11 protein-coding genes and 2 pseudogenes are annotated in these 13,829 nt (G+C 69.6%); 7 read left to right on the top strand and 6 right to left on the bottom strand.

Annotation, left to right across the window (positions count from 1 at the left end; genetic code table 11):
- The first annotated feature begins 124 nt into the window (after window positions 1–124).
- Window positions 125–721 carry a YceI family protein gene (locus ACSHXN_RS08505; RefSeq protein WP_383355536.1) on the top strand — a complete coding sequence of 199 codons (597 nt, stop codon included), beginning with the start codon at window positions 125–127 and terminating at the stop codon, window positions 719–721.
- A 174-nt stretch (window positions 722–895) separates the two neighbouring features.
- Entirely contained in the window at window positions 896–1,297 is a 402-nt protein-coding gene (locus ACSHXN_RS08510) for a hypothetical protein (protein ID WP_383355533.1), read from the top strand.
- Window positions 1,298–1,422: 125 nt separating this feature from the next.
- Here ACSHXN_RS08510 and ACSHXN_RS08515 read toward each other — a convergent pair whose 3' ends face one another.
- The 5 genes and pseudogenes from ACSHXN_RS08515 to ACSHXN_RS08535 all read right to left on the bottom strand — a co-directional run bounded on the left by ACSHXN_RS08515 (window position 1,423) and on the right by ACSHXN_RS08535 (window position 6,088).
- Window positions 1,423–2,265: an alpha/beta fold hydrolase gene (locus ACSHXN_RS08515; RefSeq protein ID WP_438302873.1), complete on the bottom strand. Its 843-nt coding sequence runs from the start codon at window positions 2,263–2,265 to the stop codon at window positions 1,423–1,425.
- Between the two features lie 186 nt (window positions 2,266–2,451).
- A pseudogene (locus ACSHXN_RS08520) lies at window positions 2,452–3,403 on the bottom strand (alpha/beta hydrolase).
- A 173-nt stretch (window positions 3,404–3,576) separates the two neighbouring features.
- On the bottom strand, window positions 3,577–5,202 hold the full coding sequence (gene qcrB, locus ACSHXN_RS08525) for a cytochrome bc1 complex cytochrome b subunit (RefSeq protein ID WP_438302874.1): 1,626 nt from the start codon (window positions 5,200–5,202) through the stop codon (window positions 3,577–3,579).
- Window positions 5,203–5,258: 56 nt separating this feature from the next.
- Complete coding sequence (locus tag ACSHXN_RS08530) at window positions 5,259–5,729, bottom strand: hypothetical protein (protein ID WP_438302875.1); 471 nt, start codon at window positions 5,727–5,729, stop codon at window positions 5,259–5,261.
- A 71-nt stretch (window positions 5,730–5,800) separates the two neighbouring features.
- The gene (locus ACSHXN_RS08535) at window positions 5,801–6,088 is read right to left on the bottom strand and encodes a WhiB family transcriptional regulator (protein WP_355133964.1); all 288 of its coding nucleotides are present in this window, start codon (window positions 6,086–6,088) and stop codon (window positions 5,801–5,803) included.
- A gap of 477 nt (window positions 6,089–6,565) precedes the next feature.
- Between ACSHXN_RS08535 and ACSHXN_RS08540 the strand changes: the two genes are divergently transcribed.
- The 5 genes and pseudogenes from ACSHXN_RS08540 (at window position 6,566) to ACSHXN_RS08560 (ending at window position 13,185) form a co-directional block, all read left to right on the top strand.
- Entirely contained in the window at window positions 6,566–7,435 is an 870-nt protein-coding gene (locus ACSHXN_RS08540) for a sigma factor-like helix-turn-helix DNA-binding protein (RefSeq protein ID WP_355133966.1), read from the top strand.
- A 557-nt stretch (window positions 7,436–7,992) separates the two neighbouring features.
- Window positions 7,993–8,871, top strand: a pseudogene (locus ACSHXN_RS08545) (sigma-70 family RNA polymerase sigma factor).
- A 362-nt stretch (window positions 8,872–9,233) separates the two neighbouring features.
- Window positions 9,234–9,431: a hypothetical protein gene (locus ACSHXN_RS08550; RefSeq protein WP_355133968.1), complete on the top strand. Its 198-nt coding sequence runs from the start codon at window positions 9,234–9,236 to the stop codon at window positions 9,429–9,431.
- Between the two features lie 221 nt (window positions 9,432–9,652).
- The gene (locus ACSHXN_RS08555; protein WP_355133970.1) at window positions 9,653–10,240 is read left to right on the top strand and encodes a hypothetical protein; all 588 of its coding nucleotides are present in this window, start codon (window positions 9,653–9,655) and stop codon (window positions 10,238–10,240) included.
- Window positions 10,241–10,725: 485 nt separating this feature from the next.
- Entirely contained in the window at window positions 10,726–13,185 is a 2,460-nt protein-coding gene (locus tag ACSHXN_RS08560; RefSeq protein WP_355133972.1) for a SpoIIE family protein phosphatase, read from the top strand.
- Between the two features lie 92 nt (window positions 13,186–13,277).
- Here ACSHXN_RS08560 and ACSHXN_RS08565 read toward each other — a convergent pair whose 3' ends face one another.
- On the bottom strand, window positions 13,278–13,622 hold the full coding sequence (locus ACSHXN_RS08565; protein WP_438302876.1) for a hypothetical protein: 345 nt from the start codon (window positions 13,620–13,622) through the stop codon (window positions 13,278–13,280).
- Window positions 13,623–13,829 lie beyond the last annotated feature (207 nt).

Below are 13,829 nucleotides of genomic sequence, written 5' to 3' on the forward strand. Positions count from 1 at the left end.
AGGGGCCACCCCTTCACGCCTGTCTCGGGGCACCCGGCCACCGAGTTCGACTGCGTCCGCGCCCGCGCCGCGTGACGGAAAGCGTGGCCCAGCCGACAGCCGCCCATGAAAGACCCCGCTCACCATGTTCCGTCGCAGGGAAGTCACCGTTCTGCCTGCCGGTCGTCCTGAAGGTCCGACCGGCATCTACATCGTCGACCCGGTCCGCAGCACGATCGGGTTTTCCGTCCGGCACACCTCGATCGCCCACGTGCAGGGGAAGTTCACCGCCTTCGAGGGGATCCTGAAGCTGGACGGGTCCCGCCCCTCCCGCTCGGAGATCCACCTCAGTGTCCAGACCGGCAGCCTCGACACGGGCTCGCCGGAACTGGACGCGCAGGGCACCGGCCCGGACTGTCTCGACTCGGCCACGTTCCCGCTCATGGCCTTCCGTTCCACCGGGATCCGCGACGCGGGCGACGAGCGGTACCGCGTGTCGGGACACCTGCGGATCAAGGATCTCGAACTGCCCGTCCACATCGACGTCGAGTGCGGCCCAGCGAGCCGGGCCGTCCACGGCCAGGACCGCGTCGGCTTCGTGGGCACGACCACCCTGCACCGTTCCGAGCGGGGACTCGGCGCGGGCCCGGCCCCGGCGCCCGGCGGTTCCCTGATCAGCGACACGGTGCGGCTGACCCTCGGCATCTCCGCCGTACGGGTGCGCCGGGCGGAATCCGCCTGAACCGGAAGCCGCCCCCGTGACATCCGCGTCCTGGCGTCGAGGGTGTGCCATGTCACAGAACGGGGTGCCACTCAGTCAAGTGTGCAGTAGGAGGAACCGCTCCAGCCCAACGCATCTGGACGGCCCGCCGCGTCACCGACGTGATGGCCCGAGGCGGAATGGAGATGAAGCACCATGTTGCTCCAGGCAGACAGGCACCTCGTGCAGGGCGCATCCGCGGTCACCATCAACGCCGGGACGGTACCGGAGGCCGGCTCGGCCTTCGGCACCGGGCGTGATCCCGCGGACAGTACGCGTGCACTTCGTCGCCCCCGTCTCGCGGATCACGAAACGTGGCTGGTGGGGCTGCGGTTCCACGCCGACGGCAGGCCCCTGTGGCTCTACTACGTCGTCGACGGGGCCGTCGACACGCATCAGGCGGTGCGGACGGCCGCCCGGCGGGCCCACGGCGATCCCCGACGGACGGCTCGTGGTGGGGTCCAGGCCGCGGCCGACCGCGTCGAGGTCCAGCGGATCGTGTGTGATGCGATCGGCCGCCGCACCCTGGCCCCTGCCGTCCCGCCGTCCCGGCCGTGACCCGGGGAGCATGCCCTCGACCTGCCGGGCGCCGAGGGCGTACCCGCCCGGACCGGTGCACGGACGACGTCGATCCCGGTCGGGCGGGGCGGCACCCGGCCGCCCCGTCGTGTCGCATCCGCCGGTCAGCCGATCGTGCGCGCCGCCTTCTTGATGATGTCGGCGACGGCGTCGGGGTGGGAGACGCTCACGGCGTGGGAGGCCCGTACTTCCGTGATGTGCGACTTGGCCCGTTCGGCCATGAAGACCTGCGTCCGCACGGGAATGTTGAGATCCTCGGTGGCCACCAACGCCCAGGACGGGATGGTCTTCCAGGCGGGCTCGGATGCGCCCTCCCCCAGCGCGGACGCCGTCACCGGACGCTGGGTGACCGCCATGAGGTCGGCGGTGTTCTTCGGGACGTCCGCGGCGAACTGGTGGTGGAACCTGGTCTGCTCGATGTAGTAGTCGGATTCCTCGGAGCCGTCGGGCAGGGGGATCGGAACCGGACGCAGAGCACTGCCGAGGGTGCTGCCCGGGAACCTCTCCGAGAGGGACAGCGCGCTCTCCCCCTGGTCGGGAATGAACGCGGCCACGTAGACGAGTGCCTTGACGTTGCCGACGCCGTGGGCGGCATCGGTGATGACCGATCCGCCGTAGGAATGCCCGGCGAGTACGACCGGGCCGTCGATACTCGCCAGGAGGTGTTTGAGGTAGGCGGCGTCGCTGCCGAGCCCGCGCAGCGGGTTGGCCGCGGCCAGCACCGGATAGCCCTCGCGCTGCAGCTTCCTGACGACACCGTGCCAACTGGTGGAGTCGGCGAACGCACCGTGGACGAGTACCAGGGTCGGCTTGCGCCGCGGCGGCGCGGAGGACTTGCCGGCGCTCGCCGGCCCGATCGACGCGGCCAGGAGCGCCGCGGCGACCGTCGTGGTGGCCATGATCGACAGCGGGGCGCGGAAACGTCCGTAGAGCGAACGATGATTCATCAGGAGCCCTTTCGAGGCAGGGGTGTCGGCCGTGTCCGCACAGGTGGGGACGGCGCGTGCGACAGGACGCTGTGGCACGTCATGGAGAGACGGGCAAAGTGGGCGGAGCGCAACCGCCCGCCGCCGACGGCTGGGACGGCTTCGGCAGCGGGCGGTTCACGTGCCGGGACCGAGGTGCGTCGGGCCTCACTCGTCGTTCAGAGCGGTGCGCAGGGCGCGGACAGCCTGCTCGACCGCGGCGGTCGCGGCCTTCGTGGGCCTGAGGGGGTTGAGCATCATGAAGTCGTGCAGGGTGCCGTTGACCCGGATGCTCGTGGTGGGAACGCCGGCTCGGGTGAGCTTGCGGGCGTACGCCTCGCCCTCGTCCCGCAGCACGTCGTTGTCGTCGACGATGACGAGCGCGGGCGGCAGCCCCGCCAGGTCCTCCAGGGTCGCCCGCAGCGGCGAGGCGGTGATCTCCGCCCGTTGGCCGGGGTCGGTGGTGTAGCAGTCCCAGAACCAGGCCATGGCCCTGGCCGTGAGGTAGGGCCCGTCCGCGAACTCCCGGTAGCTCTCGGTGTCCTGGGCCGCGTCGGTGACCGGGTAGTACAACGACTGGTGAACGAAGGTCACCTCACCACGCCGCTTGGCCATGTGAGTCAGTGCCGCGGTCATGTTGCCCCCGACGGAGTCACCGGCGACCGCCAGGCGGGAGGCGTCCAGGCCTTCCTCGGCACCGTTCGTGGTGATCCATCGCGCGGTCGCGTACGCCTGCTCGACGGCGACCGGGTACCTGGCCTCCGGTGAACGGTCGTACTCGACGAACACCACGGCGGCGTTCACCCCGACGGCCGGCTCCCGCACCAGACGGTCATGCGTGCCGGCGTCGCCGATCACCCAGCCCCCCGCCGTGCATATAGAGGACGACCGGCAGCATGCCCGTGCTGCCCACCGGCTTGACGATGCGTACCGGCACATCGCCCACCTCGGCGGACACCGTGATCCACTTCTCCTCCGCCGCCGGCTTCTCCACGGGTGCCGCCTGCAGGTCGGCCAGGACCTTGCGAGCACCCTCCGGACCGAGCTCGTACAGGAACGGCGGGTTGGCCGTCGCGTCCGCGAGTTCCTGCGCTGCGGGCTCGAGCACGGGCTTGGACATCGCTCAACTCCTTGGTTCGGCATACCTTTTGTGCGCTTTCACCGTTATGACCGCACATCGCGGGAAAATGTGACAACCATGGGAAGCGGTGCAGGAGACACCGTGTCCCCCTCGCACGGTGACCGTGCCGACCAAGAGCACGGCGGAGCCACCGCTGTGCACACGGACCGGCGTCAATGCCTGCCGGTGATCTCCTTGTACTCCGCCTCGGTGGGTTTGGCGATCTGCGCGTCTGCGCCGTAGAAGTCCCGGCTGAGCCTGGCCCGCAGGCGTCGGGTGATGCCGCGTCCGGTCGTCGGGCCGCCCACGCCGTCCGACGGGCCGGGCCCGATCGGCCTGTACTGCTCGTGCTGCGTGAGGACGTGCAGCCGTTCCCGGCCGAGCGGCTCGTGCACCTCGATGAACTCACCGTCCGGCAAACGCTTGATGATGCCCGTCTCGCGGCCGTGCAGCACCGTGTCGCGGTCCCGGCGCTGGAGGCCGAGTGCCACGCGTTTCGTGATCACGAAGACCGTGCCCGGCACGACGAAGAGGCCGATGCGGACGGCCCACGACACCGATTCGACCGAGACCTCGAAGCGTGTGGCGATGATGTCGTTCGCCGCGCCGATCAGGGACACCAGGTAGAAACTGATCCAGGCGACACCGAGCGCTGTTCGCACCGGACGGTTGCGGGGCCGGTCGAGGATGTGGTGGGCACGGTCGTCGTCGGTCACCCAGGCCTCGAGGAACGGGTACAGGCCCAGGGCGACGAAGAGACCGACGCCCACCAGCAGCGGCACCAGGTTGTCCAGGGCCAGGGTGTGCCCCCAGAAGTCGACTTCCCAGCCGGGCATGACCCGCAGCAGTCCGTCCGCCACACCCATGTACCAGTCGGGCTGGGAGCCCGCCGAGACCTGGTCGGCACGGTAGGGACCGTACAGCCAGACGGGGTTGATCTGCGCGACCGCGGCCATCACGAGGATGGCGCCTGCGACCAGGAAGAAGTAGCCCGCGGACTTCACGGCGTACACCTTGAGCGGCAGGCCGACGACGTTCCTCTCGGTGCGTCCCGGACCCGGATACTGGGTGTGCCTGTGGCGGAGAGCCAGAATCAGATGCGCGGCGAGCAGTCCCACCATGAGGGCCGGGATGAGCAGTACGTGGATCGTGTGGAAACGCGCCACCAGGTCGTTCCCCGGGAACTCGCCCCCGAAGAGGAACATCGAGAGGTAGGTCCCGACGATCGGGACGGACAGGATCGTTCCGTTCACGACGGCGAGTCCGGTCCCGGAGAGAAGGTCGTCCGGAAGGTCGTAACCCGTCAGTCCGCCGAACATCCCGAGGACGAGCAGCAGGAATCCGAGCACCCAGTTGAGTTCGCGGGGCCTGCGGAAGGCACCGGTGAAGAACACGCGCATCATATGGGTGAGCAGCGCGGCGACGAAGACGAGTGCTGCCCAGTGGTGGGCCTGCCGGATCAGCAGCCCCCCGCGGACGTCGAAGGATATGTGCATGGTCGAATCGAACGCCTCCGACACCATCTGACCCTGCAACGGCACATAACTGCCGTGGTACTCCACCTCATTCATCGAGGGATGGAAGTAGAAGGTCAGATACACACCCGTGACGACGATGACGATGAAGCTGTAGAGACAGATCTCCCCCAGCAGGAACGACCAGTGGTCGGGGAAGGCTCTGCGCGCCCTCCCCCTGACCGCGCTGTACACACCGAGGCGGCTGTCGGCCCATTCGGCAACTCTTTCGCCCCTGTCCCGTCGGCGCACTTCGCCTTCATTTCCCCGACTCGTGTCACCCATGATCCGGCCACCCTTCGTAGATCGTCCAGAAGGAATGCGTTCGATCCCGTCGATTTTCAGCACGCACGTTCTTCGGCACGGATCTCCTTCATGAAACGGTCGTCTTCGTTTTCGAATTCGAGGGCTACTTCACGGAAATCCCTGAGCAGACCATCGGCCGGAACGCCGGCGAGACCGTGACGGGCGACCCGTGAAAGTTTCGTCCAGCCCGCGTGCGAGACATTCGGGTGACCTTCGGCGGGCAGCACGAGAACGCGTCCGCCCGGATTTTTCCCGACTGCCCGGTGGAAGAAGTGGGCGAAGTCCTGCGACGACTCCCGCAGGTCGTCACGTCGGGGCATGAACGCGGTGGTCGTCGTAGGGCCGGACAACGGGCGACCGCAGTCGGGTGCCACCGTCGGAAGCAGGTGCGCCCGGTGATCGTGGATCCGTCCCCTCGCGTCCACGGGTGCGGCGCAGCCCGGTGCGGTGAGCGCGGTGGCCGCGTTCGCGCTCCCGGTGATGTCTGCCAGGCCGGTCTCGGCCACGGTTCCTCCTTGGAGCTGCGGGTGCGGGCACCGTCTCGTCCCGGGCCGGCAGGGTCGCGTCGTGTGGTCCTTCATGCCGCTGTGGTGACCGCGTCCCTGCCCGGGCGGGCACGCCGACTCATCGCACGGCGTTCGCTCTCCGTGGTTCCGCCCCAGACGCCGTCCGCCTGCCCCGACTGCAGAGCCAGGTCGAGGCACTGCTCCACGACGGGGCAACGGCCGCACACGGCCTTGGCCTCGTCGATCCGGGCAGGCGCAAGGCCGCTGTTGCCCACGGGGAAGAACAGATCGGGGTCCTCACGCCGGCAGGCCGCCCGTTCGCGCCAATACGTGGCGTAGTCACCTCGTTCAGCGGCCATGGGAACGGGAACCTTCCGGGCGCGTCGTCGGGCGGCAGGTTCCGAACTTGATCATGGGCTGACTCATCTCTGCGAAACGGTGCCGGGGGCCGCCATAGGAGACCGGGCGACCGCCGCATGTGTGACACGCGGTGGAGTTGCAGCGAGCGCGCCATGAAGACGTGTGCGCTCCGCGCTCGGCACAGCCGGGCCCGCGACCCGACAAGAAGGGCCGGTGTCCGCATTCCATGGGGTCGCGTCGCAAAGACCCATGTCACAAGTGCCGCGGCTACCCGGTCTAACAGTTCGAGCCGAATGAATTCGGGAGGTGGTGTCGTGCGGGGGACTCGGCCGCCGGCGGCTGCGGCCCGGTCCGGGACACCTGGGCGTGCACGGGCGACGCATCACCGGAACGCCCGGGTCACCGATGCCTTGCCGACCGTCGACGGGGTGGACACGTCCGACTGCGTCGAGTGAAGCCTGCAAGGGGGATGCCGTATGGACCACGATGACGTCGCACCGATCGCGGAGCTGCTCGAGGAGCGCCGGCATCTGCTGGAGGTGGCCTACTGGATGCTGGGGAGCCCCAGCGAGGCGGAGAGCGTCGTCGACGAGACCTACCGTCGCTGGTACTTGCTGCCGGACGCGGCGCGCAGGGGGATCACCGCTGCCGGGCCCTGGCTCGCGAAGACCGCCGGGGGGATCTGTCTGGACCGGCTCGTCCTGCCCGAGTGGGCGGACGACCGGGCCCTTCCCGGGGGCACTCCTGACGGGCCCCGGGCGACCGAGCCTCCTCCGGCCACGCCGGAGGAGGTCGGCTCGGTCGGACTCGACGCGCTGGACTCCCTGCCGCCGACCGAGCGGGCGGCGTTCGTGCTCAACGACGTCTTCGGGATGAGTCCCGGCACGGTCGCCGACATCGTGGGACGCACGGAGTCGGAGTGCGCCGAACTCGCCGACCGGGCGCGGCGCTACCTCCGGATACAGCGTGCACGGCCCACGACGCCCAAGGAGCACGACATCCTCGTCCGCGCCGTCCGCCAGGCCTGTATGAGCGGGGACGCCGAACTGCTCGCGGCACTGCTGTCCCCGGACGCGACGGCATCTTTCGACGGCGGGGGCAAGGTCCGGGCATCAAGCAGGCCGGTCAGGGGCGGCCGGCAGGTCGCCGACAGTCTGCTGACCCTCCTGGCCTGCCGCTCGCGCACCACCTTGTCGACCCACTCCGTCAACGGCCGTACCGGACTCGTCGCCCGCTACGACCACCAGGTCGCCGCCGTCCTCACCTTCGACATCGCCGACCACCTGGTCGCACAGGTCTGGATCGTCCTCAACCCCGACAAGCTGCACTCCTGGAACCGTACGTAGAGGTGTCGTCACGGAGGGCACCGGCTCTCGCCCGGAGTACCCACTCATCGGCCGAGAAAGTGCCAATGTTCTAATGACACTGTTGGGAACGTTTCCACGGCACCGGCTGTGGATTCGTGCCCATTTCCACCTGTATGAGGCAGTCTTGCTCAGAAGCCTGCTCGATCGAACGGTCAAGCTGTGAACCTGCGGAAACACGGTGTGTACGCCCACAGGCTGCCGCCACCGACAGCAGCCGGAGAGGCCTTCCGCCCCGGCCCCGACACCTCACCGGAACCGGCCCCGGCCACTGGAACACCTGCAAGGGGAGCAGCCGTGACGCGCAGTGCCCACTGTCCCCGCGCCGCGGCGGTGCGCCGGGCAACACCCTTCGCCCGCCGGCACATCGGCCTCGGGAAGCACGTCCGGGGCACGCATGCTGTCACCGCCTGCCTGAACGCGGTCCCGGCGTGATTCCGACGTGCGACGGTTGCGACAGCGGGAGCGGGGACCGCAACGTCACCCGTCCCGAGCCGTCCCCCGCCTCCGGCGCCCTCGCAGAGGCGGTCTCCGTCTTCGTGCAGCACCGGCCGCGCCTCTTCGGAATCGCCTATCGCCTGCTCGGCAGCGTGGTGGAGGCCGAGGACGTGGTCCAGGAAGTCTGGCTTCGCTGGCAGCGCACGGACCGCTCGGCGGTGCTGAGCCCGGTGGCCTTCCTTTCGAGCACCACGACCCGCTTGGCCATCAACGTCGCGCAGTCCGCGCGGGTGCGCCGGGAGACCTACATCGGGCCGTGGCTGCCCGAACCCGTCGACACGAGTTCGGACCCGGAGGTGGGCGCGCAGCGTGCGGAGGCGCTGGAACTGGCCCTGCTGCTGGTGCTGGAGAGGCTGAACCCCACCGAACGCGCAGCGTACATACTCCGCGAGGCGTTCGACTACACCTATCCCGAGATCGCCGCCATCCTTCAGCTCAGCCTGGTCAACGTGCGGAAAATAGTGAGCCGGGCCCGCAAGCATCTGACGGCCGAACAGCGGGAGAGTGTGGACACGGCCGAGCACCGACGCCTCCTGGACGCCTTCGTCTCTGCCGCACAATCGGGGGACGTCGCCGCTCTTGAAGCCCTTCTCGCCCCGGACGCCGTCAGTCCGTCCGACGGGAACGGAATCCGGGGCGCCGCACACGAGCCGGTTCTCGGACGGGCACGTGTGGCCGATCTGTCGACGGCCACACGGTAGTTCTGGCGTGGTGCCGAACCCGTGGTGATCGAGGCCCCCGGCCGCGCGGGTGCGCTGCTCCACCGCGACGGTGTGCCGAGCACCGTTCTGACGATGGCCGCCTCGAGGGAGGGCGTCCACAAGGTGATGTGGGCATGGAATCCCCGAAAGATCGCCGCGTTCCTCGATTCGCGTTCCCGCCGCACCACCGAGCTCGGCCCCGTGGCGGACAGTGGGTGACCACGGCAGGGCAGAGCCGCTGCACAGCGCCGGGGACGGGCGGCTGTTCACCGTCCGCGGCACCCGGCACACCGCCCCTGCGCTCCCCGGCGGTTGGACGATCCCGGACGTGCGGGGCCGCGCGGCAGGGCCGCCGCGTCACTCGCACGTCGTCTGTCACAGCTCTCCCGGCTGTCCGGTCAATGCGGATGGCGACTCGTGCGGCTGCCCGCGCGGGCCCTCACGGCGAGGAAGGGAGTACGTATGAGCTCAGCAGCCAGGGACCACCGATGCATCCAGGCGTCGACGGCCTCCGCCTCCCCGGAGGCGCCGGCTTCGGGGCCGAGCCGTCACCCGGTGCCGTCCGCAGGCCGGAAGACCGCATGATGCCGCGTCACCCCGACAGACATTCCGATCCCGCCGCTGCCAGTGTGTCGCTGGCGGCCGAGGCCGCGCTGCTCGAAGGGCGTCTGAGCATGCTGCGAGAGGCGATCGACACCGTCGACGCACGCATCGAGGCGATCTCCGATGCGCTGCGACAGCTGCGTTCCACGTCACCGGCCTCTTCCGAGGCCGGCTGAACAGTGGCAATCATGGGTGTGACAACAATCCGATGAAGAGCGAACCACACCCAGTGTCCCGGGCCGGGCGAGTATTTTGTGAAACCGTGGGCCCTTCATCCCTCTCCGCTCCGAGTGCCGCACTGCATATGATGTCGGCTGGACCCGTTCCCGCGTCCAGGCCGGGCGGCGCAGCAGGCGAGCCGAGGCGCGGCAGGAAGGGCTGAGGATGAGAGGAACACATGGTCTCCGTAACCCGCGCGGCACACGACATCGAGATCACCGCCGAGAGCCTTCAAGAGGATCTGGCCCGCCTGCAGATCCAGAAGCAGGCGCTGGAAAGGGAACTGGCCGCGGTCGTGGCGCATCTCGGCTCGGTGCAGCGGGCTCTCGGCGCCCTGCAGGCCGTGATGGTCGACCCGGCCGGCGCGAAGGCCCCCACCGGCGCGGGCGGTGCTGCGGTTGCCCGGCCGGCCTCGATCCCCGCCGTCGGGCAGAAGGGCGCGGCCTCCACCGAACCGGGGGAAGCCGCCGCGGCATCAGCACCCCGGACGCAGCGGACCGAGAGCGGCACCGGCGAGGACCGCACCGTTCCCGCCGGCGCCGACACGGACGCGCAGAAGAAGTACGGCATGCTCACCGAGCAGATCATGGAGTACTTCGCCACGGTCGGCGACTCCGACGTGCGGGCCCGTGACGTGGCCGCGGCGCTGGGTCGCGACACCGACAGCGGAAGCATCAACGCCGTCCGCAGCACCCTCGATCGCCTGGTCGGTACCTCCCGCATCCAGCGCACGGGCCGGGGCCTCTACCGCGCCAAGCGTTCCTAGGGCGCAGGCGCCGAATTCCCGGACCGTGTGGGGCCGGGTCCATGAACGCCGTGCCCCGTACCACCGGACGACTCGGCGGTCGCCGAGCGTCCTGCCGTTCCACCGCCTGCCTGCCCCACAGGGTCCCGTCACCGGTCACCGCCGGCACCTGTGTCCGGCTCCGTCCTCCTGACCCACGCACCGAAGACGCGGATGTTCCGCAGGACCGGCTTCCGCCTGCCCGTGAACCGGACCTGGCCGGCGGCTCGATGCCGTCCCCTCGCCTTCTCCGGTCGCCGACGTGCCCGGACGGGATGGCCCCACGCATCCGCACCAGTCACGGCGGCAGCCCCTCTGTCACAGACCCGGACGCCACTCGGTCAAGGGAACCAATAGGCGCAAATCGGGCTGTGTTCGTGCCCCGTCCGACTCCGTGACCGAGAACGGGGAGATGGCGCGAAGTGCCGATGCCACCGCTCCGTCACACACCTGAGGGCAGCAGATTGATGATCGACACCGAGAAGGTAACCATCAGTAATCGGCAGAACACGCGGGTGCCGGCCGAATCGGCGGTCGCCATGTGCGACGGGACGGGCACGGTGGTCGCCTGGACGGAGGCCGCCGAGCGGCTGCTCGGGTACTCCGCCGTCGAGGTGGTGGGCCGGTCCGTGGCGCTCGTACTGCCATGCTCCGACGAAGCACCGACGGCATCGGAGTTCCTAGAGCGGTGCGGCGCGCAGGACGGCTGGTCGAGCACGGCCGCGGTGCGCCACCGGGACGGCCGCCTGCTCAACGTCGTCCTGCGGGTGTCGATGCTGTGGGGACGGGACCGCGCGATCCAGTGGCTCGTCTCCGTGACCGACGTCGGCACGCCCGTTCCGGATTCGTCGGAAACCATGGGCAGAATGCGGGAGTCGCATCTCACCCGGGCACCGATCGGCATCGTCGTCCGTGACACACAACTGCGGTGCATCTGGGTGAACGACACGATGGAGAACCACGACGGCATCTGCCCGGAGCGACGGCTCGGCAACCGATTCACCGACGCACTGCCCGGTTTCAAGGCGGAGGCGCTCGAGGAGGTGATGCGCCAGGTACTGGAAGGCGGCACCACCAGCCTCCACGAGTACCGGATGTGGCTGGCGACCAGTCCACGCCGGGATCACTCCATGGCCGCCTCGTTCTTCTGTCTGCTCGGAGCCGACGGTGAAGCGACGGGGGTGTGCACCATCAGCGTCGACGTGACCGAGAACCGGCAGGCGCGCGAGCGTCTCGCCGTCCTCACCGAGGCCAGTACGCGCCTCGGCGCCTCCCTGGACGTCATGCAGATCAGCCAGGACCTTGCCGAGCTCGCCGTGCCGCTGCTCGCCGACTACGTCGTCGTCGACCTCGAGCAGTCGGTCCCGTTCGGCGAGGGACCCCCGACCCGCAGCGGCCCCGTCGACAGCCGGCTCCCCGCTTTCCGCCGTGCCGGTCTTGCCTCGATCCACCACGGGGTCCCCGAATCCCCTTGGGTGCGCGGGGAGCCCGTCACCGTTCCGGCCGGTTCGCCCTTCACCGACGTCCTGCGCACCGGGCAGTCCCATCTGGAGCCGATACTGAACACCGCTCCGGGCACCTGGATCGACGAGGACCCGGTCCGCGCGCAGATGATCCAGGAACATGGCATGCACTCGCTGATGATCGTGCCCATCCGCGCCCGGCGCGCCCTGCTGGGCATGGCGTTGTTCATCCGTACCAAGGACCCGGTGCCCTTCCAGGAGGTCGATCTGCTCCTGGCCGAAGAGCTCGTCGGTCGTGCCGCCCTGGCGCTGGACAACGCCCGCCAGTTCACGCGTGAGCACACCGCGGCGCTCGCACTCCAGCGCAACCTGCTCCCCCACCGATTGAGGGGAGGCACGGCGGTGGAGGCGGCCTCCCGCTACCTGCCCGCGGACATCGACAGCGGCGTCGGAGGCGACTGGTTCGATGTGATCCCCCTGTCCGGCGCCCGGGTGGCCCTCGTCGTCGGCGACGTGGTCGGACACGGCATCAACGCCGCCGCGACCATGGGCCGGCTCCGGACCGCGGTGCAGACGCTCGCCGACATGGAGCTCCCTCCCGACGAACTGCTCGCCCACCTCGACGACACGGTCCAGCGGCTCGCCGAGGAGGACGCCGACGACCCGAACCACACCTTCACCGTCGAAGGCGCCACATGTCTGTACGCCGTCTACGACCCGGTGACCCGTACATGCAGCATGGCGCGGGCCGGGCATCCACCGCCCGCGATCGTCGACCCGCAGGGCGATGTCACCTTCCCCGACCTTCCCAGCGGAACCCCGCTCGGTATCGGGCTGGGAATCCCCTTCGAGGCCGTGGAGATGGAACTGCCCGAGGGAAGTCTGCTCGCTCTGTACACCGACGGCCTGATCGAGTCCCGCGACCACGACATCGAGACGGGAATGGACCGTCTGGCCACCGCGCTCACACAGTCGAGCCACTCCCTGGAAGACCTCTGCACGCGCGCGACGGAGAGCGGACCGGGGCATGCACCGTCCGACGACGTCACGCTGCTCCTGGTGCGGACCCGCTCACTCGATCCGGACCGGGTCGCCTCCTGGACGCTGCCGAGCGACCAGACCGCCGTCCGCAGTGCCCGCCACATGGCGGCCCACCAGCTCACCGAATGGGGCCTGGAAGGTCTCGAGGACCCGACGACTCTGATCGTCAGCGAACTGGTCACCAACGCACTGCGCCACAGCACCGGCCCGATCGGACTGCGTCTGATCCAGCATCAGGTCCTGACCTGCGAGGTGTTCGACACCAATGTCTCCTCCCCCCGCATGCGGCACGCACAGGCCACCGACGAGAACGGCCGAGGACTCTTCCTGATCGCCCAGCTGTCCCGCAGATGGGGCACCCGTTCCGTGTCGGACGGCAAAGTCGTCTGGGCCGAGGCCGACCTGGAGCCCTCACCCGTATGAGCCCGCGCGGCAAAAGCACCCGGCCGCCCCGTGCGGACGCGGACCTCGGTCCGAGGACCGGTCCACGACCGGTCGGGCTCCCCGGGAGCCGGTCAGGCGCTCATGCCCAGGACGACGGCGACGCACAGGCCCATCATGACCGCGGTCAGCAGCGCCGTCGCGGCCAGCATGCCCCTGCGCCGGCGCGTGAGGCGGGTGCGGTACCGCGCTTCCGCCGCGGTGATGCTGTCGGCGATGTGCCGGGTCACCAGGTGCGCCACGTAGGTCTGCTCCTCGACGTACCACCGCTCGATGTCGCCCGTCTGCTCCCGGGTCAGGTCGGGCATCCGCGCGGTGAAATCCGCCACGCGCCGCTGTGCCGCCTGCACATGGGCCTCCCTGTACAGGATGTTCTCGATGTCGCTCAGGCCGCGTGCGGCCTCCTCACTCGCGTTCATGGTGTGCTCCAGTGGGTACGGAGAGCCCCGCCCGGTCGTACCGGGTCGGGGCAGGCGGAAGATCAGGAATGCACGGCGGTCACCGGGGCCCGGCGTCTTCGGAGTCCGCACCCCCACAGTCGGACCACCGTCGCGAGCCGTGTCCGGGCAGCCGGCTCGACGGTACGGCGCACAGGGCCGCGGCGGGGGTGGACCGCGCATCGCCCG

Source organism: Streptomyces sp. HUAS TT11 (assembly GCF_051553595.1).
GTDB lineage: Bacteria > Actinomycetota > Actinomycetes > Streptomycetales > Streptomycetaceae > Streptomyces.

Bases quoted from the DNA above. Each gene is read 5' to 3' on its own strand.
- ACSHXN_RS08540 (WP_355133966.1), top strand. From the start codon at position 6,566: ATGGACCACGATGACGTCGCACCGATCGCGGAGCTGCTCGAGGAGCGC.
- ACSHXN_RS08555 (WP_355133970.1), top strand. From the start codon at position 9,653: ATGGTCTCCGTAACCCGCGCGGCACACGACATCGAGATCACCGCCGAG.
- ACSHXN_RS08505 (WP_383355536.1), top strand. From the start codon at position 125: ATGTTCCGTCGCAGGGAAGTCACCGTTCTGCCTGCCGGTCGTCCTGAA.
- qcrB (WP_438302874.1), bottom strand. From the start codon at position 5,202: ATGGGTGACACGAGTCGGGGAAATGAAGGCGAAGTGCGCCGACGGGAC.
- ACSHXN_RS08550 (WP_355133968.1), top strand. From the start codon at position 9,234: ATGATGCCGCGTCACCCCGACAGACATTCCGATCCCGCCGCTGCCAGT.
- ACSHXN_RS08535 (WP_355133964.1), bottom strand. From the start codon at position 6,088: ATGGCCGCTGAACGAGGTGACTACGCCACGTATTGGCGCGAACGGGCG.
- ACSHXN_RS08560 (WP_355133972.1), top strand. From the start codon at position 10,726: ATGATCGACACCGAGAAGGTAACCATCAGTAATCGGCAGAACACGCGG.
- ACSHXN_RS08515 (WP_438302873.1), bottom strand. From the start codon at position 2,265: ATGAATCATCGTTCGCTCTACGGACGTTTCCGCGCCCCGCTGTCGATC.
- ACSHXN_RS08510 (WP_383355533.1), top strand. From the start codon at position 896: ATGTTGCTCCAGGCAGACAGGCACCTCGTGCAGGGCGCATCCGCGGTC.
- ACSHXN_RS08565 (WP_438302876.1), bottom strand. From the start codon at position 13,622: ATGAACGCGAGTGAGGAGGCCGCACGCGGCCTGAGCGACATCGAGAAC.